16 protein-coding genes are annotated in these 21,949 nt (G+C 65.6%); 3 read left to right on the top strand and 13 right to left on the bottom strand.

All coding sequences use genetic code 11. From position 1 onward, the window contains the following. Both ASE88_RS10900 and ASE88_RS10895 read left to right on the top strand, forming a co-directional pair. Nucleotides 1-2,829: a M16 family metallopeptidase gene (locus ASE88_RS10900; RefSeq protein ID WP_056478076.1), complete on the top strand. Its 2,829-nt coding sequence runs from the start codon at nucleotides 1-3 to the stop codon at nucleotides 2,827-2,829. 153 nt (nucleotides 2,830-2,982) lie between these two features. Continuing rightward, on the top strand, nucleotides 2,983-3,942 hold the full coding sequence (locus ASE88_RS10895) for a cell wall hydrolase (RefSeq protein ID WP_056478074.1): 960 nt from the start codon (nucleotides 2,983-2,985) through the stop codon (nucleotides 3,940-3,942). A gap of 372 nt (nucleotides 3,943-4,314) precedes the next feature. Here ASE88_RS10895 and ASE88_RS10890 read toward each other — a convergent pair whose 3' ends face one another. From ASE88_RS10890 to uvrA, 9 genes are all read right to left on the bottom strand, one after another. Continuing rightward, the gene (locus ASE88_RS10890; RefSeq protein ID WP_055873305.1) at nucleotides 4,315-4,545 is read right to left on the bottom strand and encodes a hypothetical protein; all 231 of its coding nucleotides are present in this window, start codon (nucleotides 4,543-4,545) and stop codon (nucleotides 4,315-4,317) included. Between the two features lie 102 nt (nucleotides 4,546-4,647). Further along, the gene (locus ASE88_RS10885) at nucleotides 4,648-4,860 is read right to left on the bottom strand and encodes a cold-shock protein (protein ID WP_031394996.1); all 213 of its coding nucleotides are present in this window, start codon (nucleotides 4,858-4,860) and stop codon (nucleotides 4,648-4,650) included. Nucleotides 4,861-5,139: 279 nt separating this feature from the next. Next, nucleotides 5,140-5,553: a glycine zipper 2TM domain-containing protein gene (locus ASE88_RS10880; protein WP_200910203.1), complete on the bottom strand. Its 414-nt coding sequence runs from the start codon at nucleotides 5,551-5,553 to the stop codon at nucleotides 5,140-5,142. A gap of 77 nt (nucleotides 5,554-5,630) precedes the next feature. Then, the gene (locus ASE88_RS10875) at nucleotides 5,631-6,080 is read right to left on the bottom strand and encodes a DUF3597 domain-containing protein (RefSeq protein WP_056478072.1); all 450 of its coding nucleotides are present in this window, start codon (nucleotides 6,078-6,080) and stop codon (nucleotides 5,631-5,633) included. Beyond that, nucleotides 6,077-7,465, bottom strand: a complete 1,389-nt coding sequence (locus ASE88_RS10870; RefSeq protein WP_056478070.1) for a hypothetical protein — start codon at nucleotides 7,463-7,465, stop codon at nucleotides 6,077-6,079. Before ASE88_RS10870 ends, ASE88_RS10875 begins: the two co-directional genes overlap by 4 nt. Before the next feature lie 505 nt (nucleotides 7,466-7,970). Then, nucleotides 7,971-8,303, bottom strand: a complete 333-nt coding sequence (locus tag ASE88_RS10865; protein WP_056478068.1) for a hypothetical protein — start codon at nucleotides 8,301-8,303, stop codon at nucleotides 7,971-7,973. A gap of 203 nt (nucleotides 8,304-8,506) precedes the next feature. Next, a complete protein-coding gene (locus ASE88_RS18380) occupies nucleotides 8,507-9,010 on the bottom strand; it encodes a DUF4276 family protein (RefSeq protein ID WP_235527907.1) in 504 nt (167 codons plus the stop codon). Between the two features lie 134 nt (nucleotides 9,011-9,144). Further along, nucleotides 9,145-10,422 (bottom strand): AAA family ATPase, encoded by a 1,278-nt coding sequence (locus tag ASE88_RS10860; protein WP_056478066.1) that lies wholly within the window; start codon nucleotides 10,420-10,422, stop codon nucleotides 9,145-9,147. A 74-nt stretch (nucleotides 10,423-10,496) separates the two neighbouring features. Then, nucleotides 10,497-13,391, bottom strand: coding sequence for an excinuclease ABC subunit UvrA (gene uvrA, locus ASE88_RS10855; protein ID WP_056478064.1), 2,895 nt, complete (start codon nucleotides 13,389-13,391; stop codon nucleotides 10,497-10,499). A gap of 148 nt (nucleotides 13,392-13,539) precedes the next feature. Here uvrA and ASE88_RS10850 point away from each other — a divergent pair, with 148 nt between their 5' ends. Next, nucleotides 13,540-14,085, top strand: a complete 546-nt coding sequence (locus ASE88_RS10850; protein ID WP_156357004.1) for a hypothetical protein — start codon at nucleotides 13,540-13,542, stop codon at nucleotides 14,083-14,085. 165 nt (nucleotides 14,086-14,250) lie between these two features. Here ASE88_RS10850 and ASE88_RS10845 read toward each other — a convergent pair whose 3' ends face one another. The 4 genes from ASE88_RS10845 to ASE88_RS10830 all read right to left on the bottom strand — a co-directional run bounded on the left by ASE88_RS10845 (nucleotide 14,251) and on the right by ASE88_RS10830 (nucleotide 21,914). Next, nucleotides 14,251-15,393, bottom strand: a complete 1,143-nt coding sequence (locus ASE88_RS10845; RefSeq protein WP_156357003.1) for a GGDEF domain-containing protein — start codon at nucleotides 15,391-15,393, stop codon at nucleotides 14,251-14,253. A gap of 704 nt (nucleotides 15,394-16,097) precedes the next feature. After that, nucleotides 16,098-17,492 (bottom strand): dihydrolipoyl dehydrogenase, encoded by a 1,395-nt coding sequence (gene lpdA, locus ASE88_RS10840; protein WP_056478058.1) that lies wholly within the window; start codon nucleotides 17,490-17,492, stop codon nucleotides 16,098-16,100. Between the two features lie 127 nt (nucleotides 17,493-17,619). Next, nucleotides 17,620-18,855 carry a 2-oxoglutarate dehydrogenase complex dihydrolipoyllysine-residue succinyltransferase gene (gene odhB, locus ASE88_RS10835; protein ID WP_056416586.1) on the bottom strand — a complete coding sequence of 412 codons (1,236 nt, stop codon included), beginning with the start codon at nucleotides 18,853-18,855 and terminating at the stop codon, nucleotides 17,620-17,622. Between the two features lie 122 nt (nucleotides 18,856-18,977). Then, nucleotides 18,978-21,914 (bottom strand): 2-oxoglutarate dehydrogenase E1 component, encoded by a 2,937-nt coding sequence (locus ASE88_RS10830; protein WP_056478056.1) that lies wholly within the window; start codon nucleotides 21,912-21,914, stop codon nucleotides 18,978-18,980. Between the last annotated feature and the right edge of the window lie 35 nt (nucleotides 21,915-21,949).

The following is a 21,949-nucleotide window of genomic DNA, read 5'->3' as shown; positions in this document are numbered from 1 at the left end:
ATGCGCCTCCTCCGCTCCGCGCTGCTGCTGACCGCAGCCTGTCTTCCCGTAGCGGCGGTGGCGCAATCGGCGCCTGCCCCGGCGCAGGTTTCGGTCAAGCCGATCGCCTATACGCAGCGCACGCTGCCCAATGGCCTGCGCGTGTACGCGATCCGCGACACCGCCACGCCGAACGTGTCGGTACAGGTCTGGTACGACGTCGGCTCGAAGGACGATCCCAAGGGCAAGTCCGGGTTCGCACACATGTTCGAGCACCTGATGTTCAAGTCGACGCGCAACCTGGTGTCGGAGCAGATGGACCGGCTGACCGAGGATGTCGGCGGCTACAACAACGCGTCGACCAACGACGACTATACCAATTATTACGAGGTGGTCCCCGCCAACCACCTCCAGCGGCTGCTGTTCGCCGAGGCGGACCGGATGGCGAGCCTCGTCGTCGAGCCCAAGAGTTTCGGCTCGGAGCGCGACGTGGTGAAGGAGGAACTGCGCCAGCGGACGCTCGCACAGCCTTACGGCAAGCTGTTCTCGATCTATTATCCCGAGCTCGCCTATCAGGTGCACCCCTATGCGCGCCCGGGTATCGGCAGCCTGGAAAATCTGGAAGCCGCCGGGATCGACGACGTCCGGGCATTCCATGCGACCTATTATCGGCCGGACAACGCGATCCTCGTCGTCTCGGGCAATTTCGACCCGGCGCAGTTGAACGGCTGGGTCGACCGGTATTTCGCCGGCATCAGGAAGCCATCCACCGCGATCCCGCGCGTGACGGTCACGGAACCGGCGCGGACCAAGGCCGTCACGCGGACCGTGTACGAGCCCAACACGCCGCTGCCCGCGGTGCTAATTAGCTATCATCTGCCACCGGACCGTGATGCGGATATCCCTGCGCTGATGGTGCTGAAGGCGGTGCTGGCGACGGGCGAGAGTTCGCGGCTGTACGAGACCGTCGTGTACCGCGACCAGCTCGCGCAGTCGGCCGAGGCGTTTCTCGACACCAAGCAGGCGACCGGCAACATGGTCGTCTATGCGATCCTGGCGGGTGGCAAGACGGTCGAGGCGGGCGAGGCTGCACTCAAGCGCGAGATCGCGCGGTTCCGCGATGCGCCGGTGACCGCCGCCGAACTGGCCGAGGCGAAGAACGAGATCCTGACCCAGTCGATCCAGTCGCGCGAGACCGCCGAGGGCAAGGCGAGCACGCTGGCGGCGGCGGTGCTTGTCGACGGCGATCCTGCGGCGGCGGACACGCAACTGGCGGCGATAGCGCGGGTCACCACTGCCGACATCCAGCGGGTGGCGTGGAAATACCTTGCCGACAACCAGTCGGCGACGATCCGGTATCTGCCGATCGCCGCAAAGCCGGCGGCCGGTGTTGCGGATCCGATCGCGATAGCGCCGACCGTGAAGGTCGCCGATCTGAAGGCGCCTGCGAATATCGAAATCGTGACGCCGGCGCTCGAAGGCCAGCGCATCAAGCCGCCTGCACCGGGGAAGCCAGTCTCACCGACGATTCCACACCCGGTCGAGGTTCGTCTCGCTAATGGCATGCGGCTGGTGACGGTGGAGCGACATGACCTGCCGATCGTGACCGCCTACCTCGTCACCAGCGGTGGCAGCGCATCCGATCCCGTAAACCGCGCGGGCGTGAGCAGCTTGGCGGCGGACCTGATTACCAAGGGCACGAAGACGCGATCGGCCACGCAGATCGCGCGCGCTATCGAAGGGCTCGGCGGTTCGATCGGCAGCGACGCCGCGAGCGATGGTGCATCGGTCGACGTGACGGTAAAATCCGACCAGTTGGCGCCGGCGATGGCGATCCTTGCCGACGTCGCCATCAACCCGGTTTTCGTACCCGAGGAACTCGAGCGGGCGCGGACCCAGCAGATCGATGCGGTGACGCTGTCGCTGAAGGATCCGGCACAGCTCGCCGGGCTGGTGGCGGATCGCGCCGTGTTCGGTGCGTCGCGTTATGGTGCGCCCTCGGGCGGCACGCCGCTGTCGCTCAAGGCAATCACGCGCAGTGACATCACCGCCGCCTATGCGCGCAGTTTCCAGCCGGATCAGGCAACACTGATCATGGTCGGCGACGTTACGCCAGCGCGCGCCAAGGTCTTGGCGGAGGCGCAGTTCGGCGAATGGAGCTCAACGGGCGGGGCAGCGGCCGCGGTGATGCCGATCTATCCCAAGCCACGCGTCATCGTCGTCGACATGCCCGAAGCCGGTCAGGCGGGCGTAATCGTCGCGCGGCCGGCGATACCCAGATCGGATGCGCGCTATTACCCGCTTGCGGTCGCCAATACGGTGCTGGGCGGCGGCTTCTCGTCGCGCCTGAACCAGGAGATCCGGATCAAGCGCGGGCTGGCATATGGTGCAGGCAGCGGCTTGGACGTCGGAAAGACACAGGGCACGATCGCGGCAAAAACGCAGACCAAGAACCCGACCGCCGCCGACGTCGTTACGCTGATCGTCGCGGAGATGGCGCGGATGGGGTCCGCCTCTGTACCTGCAGCCGAACTCGATACGCGCAAAGCGGTTCTGATCGGCAATTTCGGCCGCGGAATCGAAACGACCGGCGGCATTGCCAATATTGTCGGCTCCTATGTTCAAAATGGCGTGCCGCTCGACGAACTTCAGCGGTTCACCGGCGCCGTCGGCGCGGTCGATCCGGCAGCGGTGCAGTCGGCGGCGGTCGCGCTGCTCGATCCAAAGGCGGCGAGCATCGTCGTGGTCGGCGACGCGAAACAGTTCATCGCACCGCTGCGCAAGGCCTATCCGAGCGTCGAAGTCATTCCCGAAGCCGCGCTGAACCTCGATACGCCAGCCCTGCGGTAGCGCACAGATCGTCCCGAGGTGGGACGGATGGAATCGGTGGGCGATCCTGCACGCGATTTCAGCTATACGGGATGTTCATGCTCATCGGGGCATTTTCGTCACTGGTAGATTCGAGGTAGCACGGTGCGCGTTCGGGTGCAGACGGTTCGGTTGATGCGCCGCATCTGGTGGGCGATGGTCGCCATGGTGCTGGTGATCGGCGCCGGCATGTCGGCAAACGCCGCGCTGCGCCGAATTTCCGCTCGGAACGCCGCACGGGATCAGGCGATCGTCGCTACGGCGACGCCCGTTTCGGCATTGTCGACCTCTCCCAATCAGGAAATCGCAGCCCCCGCCATCGGTGTGACCGGCACGATCAACCTTCCCGCCTTGCCAATTCCGGCTGGAGCGGTGCTGGATGCCGGCGTGGTGGCCGCTCGGCCGTTCTCGATGGCGAGCGCGTCGACGATCGACCGTGACCGCGCGATCCAGTGCCTTACCGCCGCAATCTATTACGAGGCCGCATCCGAACCCGATGCCGGGCAACAGGCGGTGGCGCAGGTCATTCTCAACCGCGCGCGCCATCCTGCGTTTCCGGGGACGGTGTGCGGCGTGGTGTATCAAGGGTCCGAGCATGCCGGCTGCCAGTTCAGCTTTGCTTGCGACGGGGCGATGGCGCGCATCCCGGCGCGTGCGGCGTGGCTGCGAGCGGCGCGCGCCGCGGGAATGGCGCTCGCCGGTTATGTCTACGCCCCAGTCGGACTGGCGACGCACTACCATACCTATGCGGTGACGCCGGCGTGGAACCGCAGCATGGTCATGACCGACGTCGTGGGTGCGCACTTTTTCCATCGGTGGAAGGGGTATTGGGGCACCTCGGCGGCGTTCAGCCAGCGTTATGCCGGTGGCGAGCCGCTCCCGGGTCCGCACATGACCGTGCAGCCGGTCACCCCTTCGGCACCGACGCCACAGATGATCGCCGCCGCCACGGCGGCGGCCGTTAAGGTCGCCACGCCGTCCACGCCGGTGGTGGTTGCAGACGCCAGGACCTCGGCGCCGGTGGCCGTCGACATGCTGCCGCCGGAATCGCAGATTCTCGACCGGTGGAAAGATTCTGGGACGCCGCTGAAATAGGCCAGGCGACGGTTTTCACCTGACGCCGGGATTTCAGAAGATCCTGCAAGCTATCGCAGAGCTATCAGGCGGACGCTGTTGCCCGCCCTGTTGCACGTCGGACCCCCGGCAGCGGCGCTGACGTACCGCCCGACGTCGTTCTGCACCAAGATCCGTTCGTGCCAGGCCGCGGATGGTCTTCGCTTCGACCGACTTTGCGTACTTCACCGCAGTGCCGGAGGTCTTGCGGTTTGGCGGGCCTTTTGGGCTTTGTGAGATGCCGGACGAGATTTCGTCGGAGGTGGGCAACTGCCGACCTGATCGGACAAAGCAAAACCCGAGTGAATTGCAACACCCGGGTTCCGTTAGCGCTATTGAGGATGAATGGTGCGCCTACTCGGCGGGGACCATCGACGGCGCGCCGATCATCATGCGTTCGCCACCGGGAGGGGCGGCTTCGCGGGCGGCACGGAGAATCTGGGTGCGCTCGGCGCGCGATGCCATGTCGTCCCAGGCCTTTTCGGCGCGGCGGCAGCGGTCGCGGACATTGTCGAGGAGGGCGGCATCGCCGTTGCGACGCTCTTCATCAGCGCGGGCCCGGTAAAATTCTGGATTATCGGCCATGCTGCTGCGCTCCTGCGGGAGAGTAAAAAAGGGTTGATGCGGCGATCCGAAGACCGCCGCACCGCAACCAAGATCAGGTGGCGGATTGCTCCGCCAACGAGATCAATCGGCTGGCTGGAGGTTCACGGCCGACTGCTTGCCACGCTTATCGGGCTCGAGCTCGTAGGTGACGCGCTGGTTCTGATTCAGCGTCGGCATGCCGGCGCGCTCAACCGCGGTGATGTGCACGAAGGCGTCATTGCCGCCGCCATCCGGCGCGATGAAGCCATAGCCCTTGTCGGCGTTGAAGAATTTGACGGTTCCGGTGATAGCCATGAAGTGGCTCCTTCTTAGTATGGGGTAACCCGACGTTCGAGCGACCCTGTGCCGCGGAGCAGGGAAAGAAGGAGAAAGGTGCCGCAAAGCGCCAAGAACCGTCGATGTGCGACTGTAGCTGAGCGCTATATGGGCCAAGACCGCCGGAATTGCAAATCTTGCCGGTCAAATCAGTCCGGAATTACATCGAAATACGCATAGATTATTTTCGCCACCGCGCCGCGGAGCGGTATAACTTTGGGTCGACCGGCGCCGATATTTCGGCGCCGGTCGAGCGATTTAGCGGCAGCGGGTATCGTTGTTCGAGCGATCCACCGCACGCCCGGCAAGCGCACCCCCGGCCGCGCCGAGGACCGTGCCGAGCAACCCCGAGCCGCCCGGCGCGATGATGTTGCCGAGCACGCCGCCCGCGACTCCGCCGACGATCAGCCCGGTGGTGCCGTCGTCGCGGCGGCAATAATAGCGGCCGTCATTGCCGCGATAGACGCGGTCGTTGCTCGACAGGCGACGCTCGCGGTAGCGACGGTCGTCGCGATAGTAGCGACCCGCGTCATAGCCGCCATAAGCGGGGTCGGGCGCGTTATAGTCGTAGGAGCGATAGCGCGGGTCGACGCCATAGCGACTGCCGCCGTCGCCGACGCAGCCGGCAACCATGGTGGAGGCGGCCAGCAGGCCCAGCATCGCAACGCGCATTTCGTGTCCTTTCAGAGGGTTGATGTCTTTGCGTAATGATCGGCGCCGGGATTTGGTTGCCGGCGCCGAAAGTCGCCTCAGTCCTTGAGGGTGGCGGGCACGGTGCCGCCGTTCTTCTCCAGCTCGCGCATCACCGCCTTTTGCAGCCAGATGTTCATCTCCGCGCTGCCGTCCTTCTCGCCGGTGTAGCCGAGTTCGGTGGCGAGCTCCTTGCGGTTGGCGAGGCTCGAATCGAGATCGAGCAGCTTCATCAGATCGACGATCGACGTGCGCCAGTTGAGATCGGAGCCCTTCTTCGACGCGATGCCCGAGAGGACAGCCTCGACGTCGACCGACTGGGCGGGGGCGGCCTGCGGCGTCGGGGCGGGCGCGGGCGTCGGCGCTGGCTGGGCGGCGGTCGTCTGCGGGGCGGTGGTCTGCGGGGCGGGCGCAGGCGCTGCCTCGGGCTTGGGCGTGCCGAAATGGCCGCTGCCCAGCGGGCCCTTTTCGCCGAAGATGGCGGACTTGATCTTGCTGAAAATGCTCATGGGGGATCTCCGTCAAATGGATAGGTAGCGGCGGGAGAACGCCCGGTCGGCGGTTTGGGTTCAGCGTCCCGCGGGGCGGCAATGTCGGGTACGTCCTCCAGGGCGTCCAGATCGCCCGAGCGGTGCGAATCGAACGCCCAGGCGAGCCCGGCGACGCGGTCCGCGTCCGTGTCGCCGATCGCCGGCAGGCGGTCCGCGTCGACCAACCCGGCATCGACCGCATAGCCGAGAAACCACGCATCGCGGTCCGCGGCTTCCACGACGCGCCGCGCCGCGATCTCGCGATCGCGGGGGGTATCGAGGATGATCGCCTCGTCCGCCGAGCAGGCGCGGCTATAGCCGTCATCGCCGAAATCGCTGCCTTCGTCGCCATCGAAGTCGCCGGGCGGCGGGAAACTGGTGCGCCAGCCATCGCCGATCGGGTCGTACCAGACCGGGCTGTCGCCGACGCGACCCTCGTGCAGATCCGAGTGAAGTTCACAAAGTGCAGACGCTGGCGCAGGGGCAGCGGAGCCAGCGGGAGGGACAGCGGGGGGCGCGATCGGGGGTTCGGGGTCGGGCGCGAGGCGGAGCAGGCCGACGGCTTCGGCGCGTGCCCATTGCGCCGCGGTCCAGTCGGCGCGCGCGGCGGGATCGAGATCGGCGACCGCGATCTCGGACGCGAGCCCCGCGCCGGTGCGCAGCCAGCGATCGGCGCGGGCGAGCGCGAGGATCGGCGCCAGTGCCGCCGCCGCTGCCCCCTGCCCGGTTGCCGACTCCATCGTCGCGTCGGTCTGGAGGCGCTCGCCGAGGAACAGGCCCGCGCGGGCGGGGCTGGCGTCGCCCGCGATGACGTCGAGAAAGGCGTCGAATTCGGTAGCGACCATCCGCGTGGCGGCGTTCGCGGCCTCGGTCGCGTCGGCGTGGCGATCGAGCCGGTTGAGCAGCGCCATGGCAAGGCGGTTGTCATAGCGGTGGCGCTCGATCACCGCGCCGTCGGGACGGGTGACGCGCTCGGTCTGGCCGGCGATCGCGCGGAGGAAGAGCGTCTCGGCGACGGCCGGCCGCGCGACGAGCCGGGCGGCGTCCCAGCCGAGCGCGAACGCCGCGCCCGCCGCGCGACGCCGCAGCGCATAGGCGGCACCCGACGAGAGCCCGACGCTGGCGCTGGCCTCGTCGACGGTGGCGCCCTCGGCGATGCGTTCGAGAAAGCCGCGCTGGCGATCGGGCGTCCAGCCGTCGCTGCGCTGCGTGTAGCGTGCGGGCGTGGCCGGGGCGTAGCCGTTGAGGGGCGCGGCGTCTGGCGGGGCGTTTTCGGGATGGGCGGCGGGGCCGATTTGCGGGGGCGCGGGGGTGGCGTGCGGGGGCGCGTCGCTCGCGTCGCGGGGTGCGAGGGGGGCGGTCACTTGCGCAGGCGCCGGAAGAACGCGGTCGAGGAATCGCGGTTGGCGGCGATCTCGGGTGCGACCGCGATGCGGTGGCCGATCCGGCCCGCGTCGACATGCGCCATCCAGGCGAGGACGTGGCGGACGTCTTCGGCGACATGATCGGGGATCGGTCGTTCGGGCGCGCGTGGGGTGTCGGTGGCGGCGCTGGATGGGGCGGCGCAGGGATCGGCGGCTCGGTTTGCGCGTGGGGCGGCTGCGGGTCGGTGGGTGCGTTTGCCATGATCGATCCTCCTGCTGTGCGAAGAGGACCGATCAGATATGCCGGGTCGGGGTGTGTAGGACAGCGGTTTTTACCGGGGGTGGGGACCTTCGATGTCCGGCGGCCGGTTGTCCCCTGCCCTTCTAGTTCCCCCGCGGAGGCGGGGACCCAGGAGCAACGGTCGTCGTCCTGCCTGATCCTGGGCTCCCGCCTTCGCGGGAGACCAGGAAGAGGTAGGGGGAGACGCTGCGGGGACCGGCTATCTCAGCCGAGCGTCGAGCCGCGATCGGCCGCGAACGACGGCGCGGGGCCGGTGGCGGGGCGGAGCGACTCGCGCTCGGCCTTGGTCGGGACGGCGGTGGGATCGGGGCGGAACGCGTCGGGCGCGCGATCGTCCGCGCCGGGGCGGGGCTTGTCGAGCGCGAGATCGGGTGCGGCATGCTCGGCGGGATTCTTCTTTGATCGCAGGAAGACGGCGAGCAACGCACCGCCAAGCCCGATCGCGGCGGCGGCGGCCGCGATCGCGTTGCGGCCGAACGTCTTGGGCTTGGGCTTGTGGTCGGGCTGGTTGGGGTGGCGGTGGTCGAATTTGGGCATGGGGTTAGTCCGGTGTTGTTGCTTCTGGAGGGTCAACGGGCTGTGACGGTGACGTGTTCCGTGCGCCGGCTTGACCACGCGCCCCGCTGGCAGCACCGCGTTGACCATGTGGCAGGAGCGGCCAATCCGCGCCGCTGGCAGCGGTTGGGATTTAGCGAGCCTGGAAAGTGAGAAAGCGGAGAGGTTAATCATGTCGCCGTTGTTTAAACAAGTAACTCCCTGATACCATTTCTTAGACTTTCAAAGCTTGGAGAGACGTTCCTATCAACGTCCATATGAGGTGGTATACGCCCCGCCCACTCAGCCTTCAGCACCCCAGGGGCAGGCCAGCCTTGGATCCGAACGCGCTCGAACCCACCTGGAGCAATTGCGTCGGCCAACCGCTCCCAAGTCCCACAAACTGAGTCTTGAACATACGCCTTCAAAGCATTCTTGTTAGCGCCGGGATACGCTGCAATCACCGCGACTTGATCACCGAAATACCATGCCTCCATTTCTTCTGTGGCCAATCCAAACAATACGCGCTTTGTCATACCAACCCTGACGCATATACTATTCAATTCATCGAAGAACGATGCGCAATTTCGATCATCGCTATCTACAACAACAATTACAGCATCGACGTACGGAGTTCTGTTAAATCCGCCTAATAAACGCGGTAGTTGATCAAGAATAATCCGTTTGGAGGGATCAGCAACGCCTGCCAATCCGCGCGGAATCCTTCCGATCCCGCGGTACCCATGCACTCGCCACGTAACATTGGGGTCCGTGATAATCTTTGGAATTATTGACTCAAGGAACGTTTTCCCCGAAGAGTCCTCTACCAATACCTCGATGTGCATCACCGCATATCCAAATAATCGCTGTACCAAAGGCCACCAAGCGGAAGGCCTTCTGCGATCATGTTAGTCACCAATGCGTCATCAGAGGCACGTCTTATGGACGCGAAGCCATCCGAACCCCGCTCCATAACCCAGACCTCTTCTGGGCCAAGAGCATCCACCAGATATGGTTGATGCGTGGTAATAAATATTTGCGATCCCCGGCCCTTATTCAGGGCGTGAGACCTAAACTCAGAAGCCAGAGCATTTAACAGCTTATGATACAGACCGTTTTCGGGCTCTTCGATGCATAAAAATGGCGGCGGTGACGGATCGTCCAACAAAAGAAGGTAGGCAAAAACCTTCAGCGTTCCGTCGGACATCTGTTGAGCAAAGAACGGGTCTTCAAAGCTGCTGTCGTTAAACCTGAGCAACAACCTTCCGTCCTCGGTCTTGTGAGTATCGATCGCATTCACGCCAGGGATTTTTGCAGCAATCGTATTGAGAACCTCTTTGAACCGCTTAGGGTGCTCACGCTCCATAAATTGCACCACGTTACCCAAATTATCGCCATGCACATTGAGGTGCCGCTGAGGCCCCGCAAGCGGGAGACTTCTCGCCGCGTCCGGTGTAAAATAGCTCAGATGCCAGCCTTCGATGAACCGCCGGAAGGCCGATATCCGCGGATGCTGACGAAGTGAACCAAGCGTGGCAATCCCCATCCTGCGGACATCATCCATCTCAACAACTTCGGTATCGGGTGACTCTTCATCAGATTGGGACAATAGTTGCTCAAGCGTCATCCCTTTTTCGTCTTGCAAACTTATACCATACGATTCGCCACGCCATGCAATACCTTGGCCGTCATTTAAGATAAGAAATGAGAACGGCCACCCTCGCGACTGGTTTGCACGACGCTGACGAAGTCTCTCCGATTTGACAAAGGGACGCCCCTTACTATCGGTGTCGAACGACACTTCGTAAGTAATCGGACGTGATCGATCATCCTCCCGGTAGTAAATCGCAAATTCTATAGGGCCAACACTTCCTTGCGATCTTATTCGCTGAAAGCCGCCGCGATTATGGAGATCACATGCCTCCTCGACGCCCAACCTTAAGCAATCAGATAGAAACCCGAATGCGTCAAAGAGAGTACTCTTTCCAACACCGTTTCTACCGATGACGGCCGTTAGGGGTGTCAGGGGCGCCGATCTTTCCCTATCATTCCATAGCTGACCAAATGTGATGTCTTTGAGAGTTCGAAAGTTTCGAACTCTAAAGCCTAAAATACTGGCCATCCTCGGCTCCCACCCTCTGCCGCATGTGACATGCAAAGCCGCCGTAACCGGTTATTCCGAGTTTTGCTACGACTTCACTCCGCCGCCACCCGCTTCTCCAGCAACGGCGCCAGATACTTCCCCGTGAAGCTCCCCTTGGCCTTGGCGACCTTCTCCGGCGTGCCCTCGGCGACGATCTCGCCGCCCTTGACGCCGCCTTCGGGGCCGAGGTCGAGTACCCAGTCCGCGGTCTTGATGACGTCGAGATTGTGTTCGATCACCACCACCGTGTTGCCCTGCTCGACCAGCGCGTGGAGGACTTCGAGGAGTTTGCGGACGTCCTCGAAATGCAGCCCCGTCGTGGGTTCGTCGAGGATGTAGAGCGTGTTGCCGGTCGCGCGGCGCGAGAGTTCCTTGGCGAGTTTCACGCGTTGCGCTTCGCCGCCCGAGAGCGTCGTCGCCTGCTGGCCGACCTTGACGTAGCCGAGACCGACCTCGACCAGCATCGCCATCTTGTCGCGGATCGGGGGGACCGCCTTGAAGAACTCGGCGGCGTCCTCGACGGTCATGTCGAGCACGTCGGCGATGCTGTGGCCCTTGAACTTCACCTCGAGAGTCTCGCGATTGTAGCGCGCGCCGTGGCAGACGTCGCACTGCACATAGACGTCGGGGAGGAAGTGCATCTCGATCTTGAGCACGCCGTCGCCCTGGCACGCCTCGCAGCGGCCGCCCTTGACGTTGAAGCTGAACCGGCCGGGCTTGTAGCCGCGCGCCTGGCTTTCGGGGAGCCCCGCGAACCAGTCGCGGATCTGCGTGAAGCTGCCGGTATAGGTGGCGGGGTTGCTGCGCGGGGTGCGGCCGATCGGCGACTGGTCGATGTCGATGACCTTGTCGAGATATTGCAGGCCGGTGATCTTGTCGTGTTTCCCTTGCACGATGCGCGCGCCGTTCAGCTCGCGCGCGGCGGCGGCGTAGAGCGTGTCGATCGTGAAGCTCGACTTGCCCGACCCCGAGACGCCGGTGACGCAGGTGAAGGTGCCGAGCGGGATGCTCGCGGTGACGCCCGTCAGGTTGTTCGCGGTGGCGTTGTGGACGGTGAGCTTCTTGCCGTTGCCTTTGCGCCGCGTGGCGGGGACCGGCACTTCGCGCGTGCCGTTGAGATAGTCCGCAGTGATGCTGCCCTTCGACTTCAGGATCTGCTTGAGCGTGCCTTGGGCCACGACCTGGCCGCCGCGGACGCCTGCGCCCGGGCCCATGTCGATGATGTAATCGGCGGTGCGGATCGCGTCCTCGTCATGCTCGACGACGAGCACGGTGTTGCCGAGATCGCGCAGGCGCCGCAGCGTCTTGAGGAGCATATCGTTGTCGCGCTGGTGCAGACCGATGCTGGGCTCGTCGAGGACGTAGAGCACGCCCGACAGCCCGCTGCCGATCTGCGATGCGAGGCGGATGCGCTGGCTCTCGCCGCCGCTGAGCGTTCCGCTCGTGCGATCGAGGTTGAGATAGTCGAGCCCGACATTGTTGAGGAAGCCGAGGCGTTCGACGATTTCCTTCAGGATGCGTTCGGCGATCGCGTTCTGCTGGTCGCCCAAGTGCTGCGGCATGTCGGTGAAGAACTCGAGCGCGTCGACGACCGAGAGGTGCGTGGCGTAGCTGATGTCCTTCATCGCGATCTTGACCGCGAGCGCTTCGGGTTTGAGGCGCGCGCCGGCGCAGACCTCGCACGGGGCGGCGGACTGGTATTTGTTAAGCTCCTCGCGCATCCACGCGCTCTCGGTCTGGAGCAGGCGGCGGTTGAGGTTGCCGATGACGCCCTCGAACGGCTTGGAGACGTCGTATTTCTTCTTGCCGTCGATGAAGGTGAGCGTGACGGGCTTGCCCTTCGAGCCGTGCAGGATGACGCGCTGGACCTCCTCGGGGAGGTCGGACCAGGGCGTCTCGATGTCGAACTTGTACTCGCGCGCGAGGCTGCCGAGGACCTGCATGTAATAGGGCGACGGGGGGTTGGATTTCGCCCAGGGGACGACCGCACCCTTCTTGATGCTGAGCATGTGGTTGGGAACGACGAGGTCTTCGTCGAACAGCAGCTTCTCGCCGAGGCCGTCGCAGGCCGGGCATGCGCCCTGGGGGGCGTTGAACGAGAAGAGACGCGGTTCGATCTCGGAGATGGTGAAGCCGCTGACCGGGCAGGCGAACTTCTCGCTGAAGACGATGCGGCCGTCGGGGGCGTTGCTGCCGAGGATTTCCGATTTCGGCGTGTGCGGCTCGACCGGGTCCGCGGGGTCGACATAGGCGAGGCCCTCGGCGAGCTTCAGCGCGGTTTCGAAGCTCTCGGCCAGGCGCGTGGCGATCTCGCCGCCGACAACGAGGCGGTCGACGACGACTTCGATGTCGTGCTTGTACTTCTTGTCGAGCGCGGGGGCTTCGTCGATGTCGTGGATCGTGCCGTCGATCCGGACGCGCGTGAAGCCCGCCTTCTGCCACTCGGCGAGTTCCTTGCGATACTCGCCCTTGCGGCCGCGGACGACGGGGGCGAGCAGGTACAGCCGCGTGCCCTCGGGGAGCGCCATGACTCGGTCGACCATCTGGCTGACGGTCTGCGCGGCGATCGGCTCGCCGGTCGCGGGGGAGTACGGGATGCCGACGCGCGCCCAGAGCAGGCGCATGTAATCGTAGATCTCGGTGACGGTCGCGACGGTCGAGCGCGGGTTGCGCGACGTCGTCTTCTGCTCGATCGAGATGGCGGGGCTGAGGCCTTCGATATGGTCGACATCGGGCTTCTGCATCAGTTCGAGGAACTGGCGGGCATAGGCGCTGAGGCTCTCGACGTAGCGGCGCTGGCCCTCGGCGTAGATCGTGTCAAACGCGAGGCTCGACTTGCCCGAGCCCGACAGCCCGGTGATCACCGTCAGCGTGTCGCGGGGGATGTCGATGTCGACGTCCTTGAGGTTGTGCTCGCGCGCGCCGCGTACGGAAATCTTGGTCAGCATAAGGCGGTCTGTTCCATATTTGTTCGCGTGCGGCAAGACGTGTTCGCGCGCAGCGACGCCTGCACGGCGCCATTCGATCGGGTGCTGAGATGGGTAACGTCGGCGGCCGGCGAAAGGGGGCATTGTCGTGCGTCAGCGCGATACTTACATGGTGTATTGGATATACAATACAGCTTTGGAGGCCGGCATGGGCAAGAAGAAGGACGAGCGAAAGCGGCGCGAACGCGAGGCCGAGCGGACCGCGCAGGCCGCGGGCGGCGCGCACACGCATGACTCGCACAAGCATGGGAAGCACAAGCATGGTGGCGCTGCTCCGTTCGCGGGGATTGCGGCAGCGTTGACACGGCAGATGGGAACGCCGGCGGGGCGACAGGTGATCGCGGCCGGGCTGATGATGGCGGCCAACGCCATTACCGCGAAGGACGCGCGTGGCGCCGCGCCACGTCCGCCCGAGCCGCCAAAGCCTGCGGCGACGCCGGAGTCGTCCGCCCCGCCGGAGTCGCCGTCGGAGTCGCGCGAGTCTGCGGCGACCGGGACCGGGCCCTTCGCCGGCGGCACCGCCACCCCGCCGAAAAGCGACGCCGCCGCGCTGCCGCCCGAATTGTCCAAGGTGATCGATTCGGTCGCTGCGGGTATCGAGCGCTTCGCCGCGGGCTTCACCAAGCCCGCCAAGCCGGACTCGCCGAAAGCCTGACCGGAGTTGAATCCTCCCCCGCCAGGGGGAGGTGGCGCCGTTAGGCGACGGAGGGGGAGGACGCGCAACATAGGCCGTCGCATACCGCCCCCTCCGTCAGGCTGGCGCCTGCCACCTCCCCCTGGCGGGGGAGGATCGTTTGGGCCGCGGTGGCGCGCGGCCTTGTCAGGCGACCTTGGCGAGGAGCCTTGGTGCGCGACGGTCGCTCTTGACGGCGTACATCGCGTGGTCGGCGCGGGCGATGAGCGTGGCGAGCGGCGTGGTGGCGGCGTCCTCGATGAGGCCGACGCTGATGCTGGGGGCGATGCCGATCGGGACGTGATGCGTCATGGTCTGCGCGAACGCGGTCGCCATGCGGGTGCCGAGTGCGCTGGCCTGCTCGACGGGAATGCCGGGGAGCAGGCAGACGAACTCGTCGCCGCCCCAGCGGGCGAGATGGCCGTGCGTACCGAGGACGTCGCGGACGATGTCGGCGAGCATGCGCAACGCGGCGTCGCCCGCGGCGTGACCCTGCGTGTCGTTGAGCATCTTGAAGCGATCGACGTCGATCATCATCACCGACACGCGTCCGCTGTCGGCGAGCGTGCGCGCGACGCGGTCTAGGCCGGCGCGGTTGAGCGCGCCGGTGAGCCAGTCGCGCTCCATCTGGTCGCGCAGCGCGTTCTGGCCGCGCTCCGCCTGGAGGATCAGCAGCGAGAAGGCGCGGAAGATGATGAAGGCGATCTGGCCGGCGGCAAACCAGGCGCCGATATCGTCATGGACGCCGGTCAGTCGCGTGCCGATCCGGTCGCCATAAGCGAGCCACCCGCGGGCGAGGAACATCGGGACGGTGATGGCGAACAGTGCGGCGATGATCCAGCCGGTCTGGAGCGACTCGCGGCGCGCCATGCGGATCGCGACGACGACGACGACGAGGTCGAACGCGGCGCGGATGACGCTGAGATAGGCGACGCGAAGGTGAAATTGCGCAGGGTCGCGGATGACCAAGAAGGGTAGCCCGCAGACCAGTGCGATCCCGAGCAACGGCATCAGGCGCGCGTCGGGGCGGCTGAACCGCATCACCGCGCCCGCGATCAAGGCATAGCCGATCACCACCGCGGGGTTGCCGATGCCGGGCAGCCAGGCGAGCCCGATCCGGTCGTTCAGCACCGCCATCAACGCCGCGCAACCGGCGATGAGGTGGCCGGCGCCCCACAGGCCGGCCCATGCGCCGAACCGGCCGGTCGCAAGCGGAATGAGGTGGATGAAGCCGGCGACCAGCATGCCGAGGCCAGCAACGACGTAGAGAGTAGTAAGATCCAGCGCCACGGCGACCTGCTTGTTGGTTCGTCAGGCGGCGTCCTAGCGCGGCTTTGCTAAGGATTGGTTCCGGTTGGGGGCTGCTGTGGCTCCCCCTCCCCCGTCATTGCGGTGGATGCCGGGAGCCAGGTTGCGGACCGGGTGATGGCAGCACGGCATTGCCAGGTCCGCCGTGTCCGTGGGTCCCGGCGTTCGCCGGGATGACGGAGGGGGGTGTGGGTCCCTCACGAGGTTTGGGAGGGGGATTGCGGATGAGGCGAAGCGCGGATGCAGTCTCGCGCCGCCAGCCCCGCCTCTGCTCCCCACCACCTCCGCCCTCGCTCCCCGCGACCTATGCCTCTGGTCCCAAACTCTTCCCCGTCATCCCGGCGGACGCTGGGACCCAGGTTGCGGACCGGGTAATGGCAGCACGGTATCGCCGGGTCCGCCGTGTCCATGGGTCCCGGCGTTCGCCGAGATGACGGATAGGTTGAGGTCCCTCACGGCTTGGGAGGACGACTGCGGTTGGAGTGAAGCGGCCTTACATTCGCTCGCCGCTATCTTCGCCTTTGCACACCCAGCAAACGCAGGGAGGGCGCCGGTGGGATTACCACCGACGCCCTCCTAAACTCGGCTGGACCGTGCTTGGCCGGACAGGGGCAGAGCCCCTGCCGTCGGACGGCGCTGGAGCGCCGCCGGCCGGGCAAGCCCTATAGATCCACATCCAGCGCTTGCTAGATGTGAATGGGCTTGCCTTGTACCGCCATCGCGGCTTCCTTCATCGCCTCGGCATGCGTGGGATGCGCGTGGCAGGTGTAGGCGATGTCCTCGGACGTCGCGCCGAATTCCATCGCGATGGCGGCTTCGGCGATCAGCGTGCCCGCGAGGCTCGACACGATCCAGACGCCAAGGACACGGTCGGTCTTGGCGTCGGCGATGACCTTCACGAAGCCGTCGGTGTCGCGGTTGGTCTTGGCGCGGCTGTTCGCGGCGAACGGGAACTTGCCGACCTTGATCTCGGTGTTGTCGCGCGCGGCTTCCTCGGTGAGGCCGACGCCGGCGATCTCGGGCATCGTGTAGACGACGGACGGGATGACGTCCTCGTTGATGATGCCGGTCTGGCCGGCGATGTTTTCCGCGACCGCGACGCCTTCGTCCTCGGCCTTGTGCGCGAGCATCAGGCCGGGAACGCAGTCGCCGATCGCCCAGACGCCATCGACCTTCGTGCGGAAGCTGTGGTCGGTCTCGATCTGGCCGCGCTTGTTGAGCTCAAGGCCGATGGCTTCGAGGTTGAGGCCGTCGACATTTGCCTTGCGGCCGATCGAGACGAGCACTGCGTCGGCGGTCATCGTCTCGGACGCGCCGCCCGCGGCGGGCTCGACGGTGACGGTCGCGACGCCGTTGTCGACGGTCACGCCGGTGACCTTGGTCGAGAGCTTCAGCTCCATGCCCTGCTTCTTGAAGAGCTTGGCGGATTCACGTCGCACTTCGCCGTCGAAGCCGGGGAGGATCTGGTCGACGAACTCGACGACGGTGACCTTCGCGCCGAGACGACGCCACACGCTGCCGAGCTCGAGGCCGATCACGCCGCCGCCGATGACGACCATGTGCTCGGGGACCTTGGGGAGCGCGAGCGCGCCGGTGCTATCGACGACCGTGGTCTGGTCGACCTCGACGCCGGGGAGCGGCATCACCGACGAGCCGGTGGCGATGACGATGTTCTTGGCCGTCACCTTCTGGCCCGCGACGTCGACGGTGTGCGCGTCCTGGAACGCGGCCTTGCCCTTGAGCCAGGTCACCTTGTTCTTCTTGAACAGGAATTCGATGCCGCCGGTCAGTTCCTTGACGGCCTTGGCCTTCTCGGCGTGCATCTGGTCGAGGTTGAGCGTGACGCCGGTAAACTCGACGCCGAACTTGGTCATGTGACCGCCCTTGGCCTCTTCGTACAGCTCGGACGCGTGCAGCAGCGCCTTGGACGGGATGCAGCCGACGTTGAGGCAGGTGCCGCCGAGCGTCTCGCGCGATTCGGCGCAGGCGACGCGCAGGCCGAGCTGCGCGGCGCGGATGGCGGCGACGTACCCGCCGGGGCCCGCACCGATTACGAGGACGTCATAGTCATAGTCAGCCATTGTCGCTTCTCTCTTACTTCCCCGGCGCAGGCCGGGGCCCAGTTGGGAGATATATGGGGAGGGCCAAGCGCTTCGTCATCGCGGCCTTCCCCACTGGGCCCCGGCCTGCGCCGGGGTGCTTGGATACTTACAGGTCGATCAGGATGCGCGTCGGGTCTTCGATCGCGTTCTTGAGCGCGACGAGGAACGTCACGGCTTCGCGGCCGTCGATCAGGCGGTGATCGTAGCTGAGTGCCAAGTACATCATCGGGCGGATGACGACCTGGCCGTTGATCGCGACCGGGCGCTCCTCGATGCGGTGGAGGCCGAGGACCGCGGACTGGGGCGGGTTGATGATCGGGGTCGACATCAGCGAGCCGAACACGCCGCCGTTCGAGATGGTGAACGTGCCGCCCTTCATCTCGTCCATCTTGAGCGCGCCGTCCTTGGCGCGCTTGCCGAAGTCGCCGATCGTCTTCTCGATCGTCGCGACCGACATCTGGTCGGCATCGCGGATCACGGGGACGACGAGACCGCCCGGCGACGAGACCGCGACCGAGATGTCGGCGTAATCGTGATAGACGATGTCGTCACCGTCGATCGACGCGTTGACCGACGGGATATCGCGCAGCGCCATGGTTGCGGCCTTCACGAAGAAGCCCATGAAGCCCAAGCGGACGCCGTGCTTCTTCTCGAACAGGTCCTTGTACTTGGCGCGCGCCTCGATCACCGCGGTCATGTCGACGTCGTTGAACGTCGTCAGCATTGCGGCGGTGTTCTGAGCTTCCTTGAGGCGCTTGGCGATCGTCTGGCGCAGGCGGGTCATGCGGACGCGTTCTTCGCCGCGGCCCGAGGCTGCGGGGGCGGCTGCCGGTGCAGGCGCAGGTGCTGCGGCGGGGGCAGGCTTGCTCGAGGCGGCGGCGGTCACGTCTTCCTTGGTGATGCGACCGTCACGGCCGGTGCCCTTGACGGTGCCGGGGTCGACGCCGTGCTCAAGCACCGCGCGGCGGACCGACGGCGAGAGGGCTGCGGGGGAGTCGCTGGTGCCGGCACCAGGCTGGTCGCCGTAACCTGCGCCGGACTCGTCCTTCGCGGGCGTTGCAGTTGCGGCGGGCTCGGGAGCCTTCGCGGGGGCGGCGGCGCCGTCGCCGGCGTCGATCGTGGCGAGCATCGCGCCGACCTGCACCGTGTCGCCGACCGCGACGGCGTGCTGGCCCATGACGCCGGCGACCGGCGACGGCACCTCGACCGAGACCTTGTCGGTCTCGAGGCTGGCGATGGGCTCGTCGACGGCGACGGGATCGCCGGGCTGCTTCAGCCACTCGCCGAGGGTGGCTTCGGTGATCGATTCACCCAGGACGGGGACGGTGACTTCGGTTGCCATTTTCTATCTTCCTATCGTTCCCCGGCGAAGGCCGGGGCCCAGGTGGGAAAGGTCATTTCTTAGCGACTGGCCTCCCCCGACTGGGCCCCGGCCTTCGCCGGGGAACAGTGAGGGTGGCGGTGTTACGATGCGCGGGTGCGGCGGATTTCGTCGCGGACGCTGTGGCCGAGTGCGTCGGCGACGAGTGCGCCCTGCTCGGCCTGGTGACGCTTCATCAGGCCGGTCGCGGGCGACGCCGAGGCGTTGCGCCCGGCGTAGCGCGCGCGCTTCACGGGCGAATTCACCGTTGCCAGCGCCTCCTCGATCAGCGGCTCGACGAAGAACCAGTAGCCGTTGTTCTTCGGCTCTTCCTGCGCCCAGACGATCTCTTCCAGGTTCGGCATCCGAGCGACGCGCTCGGCGATCGGGTTGCCGGGGAAGGGATAGAGCTGTTCGACGCGGACGATCTGCGTGTCGGTGTCGCCCGCCGCATCGCGCGCCTCGATCAGGTCGTACGCGACCTTGCCGGTGCACAGGACGAGACGCTTCGTGTCGACGTCGGCCGCACCGTTGGTGTCGGACAGGAGACGACGGAAGTGGCTGTCGCCCTGGAAGTCCTCGGCGTTCGACACCGCGAGCTTGTGACGGAGCAACGACTTGGGGGTCATCACGATCAGCGGCTTGCGGAAGTTGCGGTGCATCTGCCGGCGGAGCAGGTGGAAGTAGTTTGCCGGGCTGGTGCAGTTCGCGACCTGGATATTGTCGTCCGCGCAGGATTGGAGGAAGCGCTCGGGACGTGCCGAGCTGTGCTCCGGTCCCTGCCCTTCATAGCCATGCGGGAGCAGCATCACGAGGCCGTTGGCGCGGAGCCACTTCGATTCGCCGCTGGTGATGAACTGATCGATCATGATCTGCGCGCCGTTGACGAAATCGCCGAACTGCGCCTCCCAGAGGACCAGCGTCTTCGGGTCGGCGAGCGCATAGCCATATTCGAAGCCGAGCACGCCATATTCGCTGAGCGGGCTGTCGAGCACCTCGAAATTGCCGTGCTCGATTTCCTTCAGCGGCACATATTTGTGCTCGTCGGTCTGGTCGACCCACACCGCGTGACGCTGCGAGAAGGTGCCGCGACCCGAATCCTGGCCGGACAGACGGACGCCATAGCCCTCGGACAGAAGCCCGCCGAACGCGAGCGCCTCGCCGGTCGCCCAGTCGAAGCCCTTGCCCGACTTGAACATCTCGCGCTTGGCATCGATCACGCGCGCCAGCGTCTTGTGGATCTTCACGCTGTCGGGAACGGTCGTCAGCGTGCGGCCGAGCGAGTCGAACAGCTTGCTGCTGAGGCCCGTCTCGATGTTGCGGCGCGCGGACGAAGGATCGGTCGGCGCGCCGAGGCCGGACCAACGACCGCCGAACCAGTCGGCCTTGTTCGGCTTGTACGACGAACCCGCTTCGAACTCGCCCTCGAGCCGCAATGTGAACTGCTTCACATTCTCGTCGATCCAGGGCTGGTCGATCACGCCTTCCTTGATCAGGCGGTTGCCGTACACCGACGAGACACCCGGATGCTTGCGGATGATGTCGTACATCAGCGGCTGCGTGAAGGACGGCTCGTCGCCCTCGTTATGGCCGAAGCGGCGATAGCACCACATGTCGATGACGATGTCGCGGTGGAACTTCTGACGGAATTCCATCGCCATCTTGGTGGCGAAGGTGACCGCCTCGGGATCGTCGCCATTGACGTGGAAGACCGGCGCCTGGACGCCCTTGGCGACGTCCGACGGGTAGGGCGACGAGCGCGCGAACTGCGGGCTGGTCGTGAAGCCGACCTGGTTGTTGATGATGAAGTGGACGCAGCCGCCGGTGTTGTAGCCGCGGATGCCCGAGAAGCCGAGGCACTCCCAGACGATGCCCTGCCCCGCGAACGCCGCGTCGCCGTGGATCAGGACGGGGAGCGAAGCGACATGGTCCTTCAGATCGTTGTTGAGCGTCTGGATCGCGCGCGTCTTGCCCAGCACGACGGGGTCGGCGGCCTCAAGATGCGACGGGTTGGCGACGAGGCTCATATGAACCTTGTGGCCGTCGAACTCGCGGTCGGTGCTGGTGCCGAGGTGGTACTTCACGTCGCCCGACCCGCCGATGTCATCGGGGTTGGCCGAGCCGCCGGCGAATTCGTGGAAGATGACGCGCAAGGGCTTGGCCATCACGTTGGCGAGCACGTTCAGACGACCGCGATGCGCCATGCCGATGACGATCTCGCGCACGCCCATCTGGCCGCCGTACTTGATGACCGATTCGAGCGCGGGGATCATCGATTCGCCGCCGTCGAGCCCGAAGCGCTTCGTGCCGACATACTTCTTGCCGAGGAATTTCTCCCACTGCTCGGCTTCGATGACCTTGTTGAGGATCGCCTTCTTGCCGTCGACGGAGAATTCGATCGCCTTGTCCTGGCCCTCCATGCGCTCCTGGAGGAAGCGGCGCTCCTCGACATCGGCGATGTGCATATATTCGAGGCCGACATTGCCGCAGTAATTCTTGCGCAGCGTGTCGACGAGCTCGCGGATGGTCGCCCATTCGAAGCCCATCGTGCCGCCGAGATAGACCTTCCGGTCGATGTCGGCGTCGGAGAAGCCGTGATATTCGGTCTTCAGATCCTCGGGCATCTCGCGCTTCGAGAGACCCAGCGGATCGAGATTGGCGGCGAGGTGGCCACGGACGCGGTAGGTGCGGATCAGCATCTGCGCGCGGATCGCATCGGCCGCGGCCTTGGCGATCTCGTCCTTCGAGACGGGCGCGGGCGCAGCAGCCGCGGGGGCGGGCTTGCCGCCCTTTGCAGGCTTGGGCGCGGGCTCCATCTGGGTGGGATCGAGTGCTGCGGTGAGGTCGTCCGTGGTGGTCAGCGGCCAGCGCGCGCTTTCCCAGCTCGGGCCCTGCGCGGAGCCTTCGAGATCCTCGAAGAACGTCCGCCAGCCGGATTCGACCGAGGCCGGATCGGCGGTGAACTTGGCGTAGAGCGTCTCTACGAACGCCGGGCTGACGCCGGCTGCGATATCGCTGAAATCCTGGCCTTCGTAGCCCATCGTTCTCGTCCTCAGTGCCCTCTCCCCGCGGGGGA

Origin of the sequence: Sphingomonas sp. Leaf38 (assembly GCF_001421825.1) — a bacterium.
GTDB lineage: Bacteria > Pseudomonadota > Alphaproteobacteria > Sphingomonadales > Sphingomonadaceae > Sphingomonas.
The sequence above is the reverse complement of the archived record's forward strand: the minus strand, read 5'-3'. Positions and strand labels throughout refer to the sequence as shown.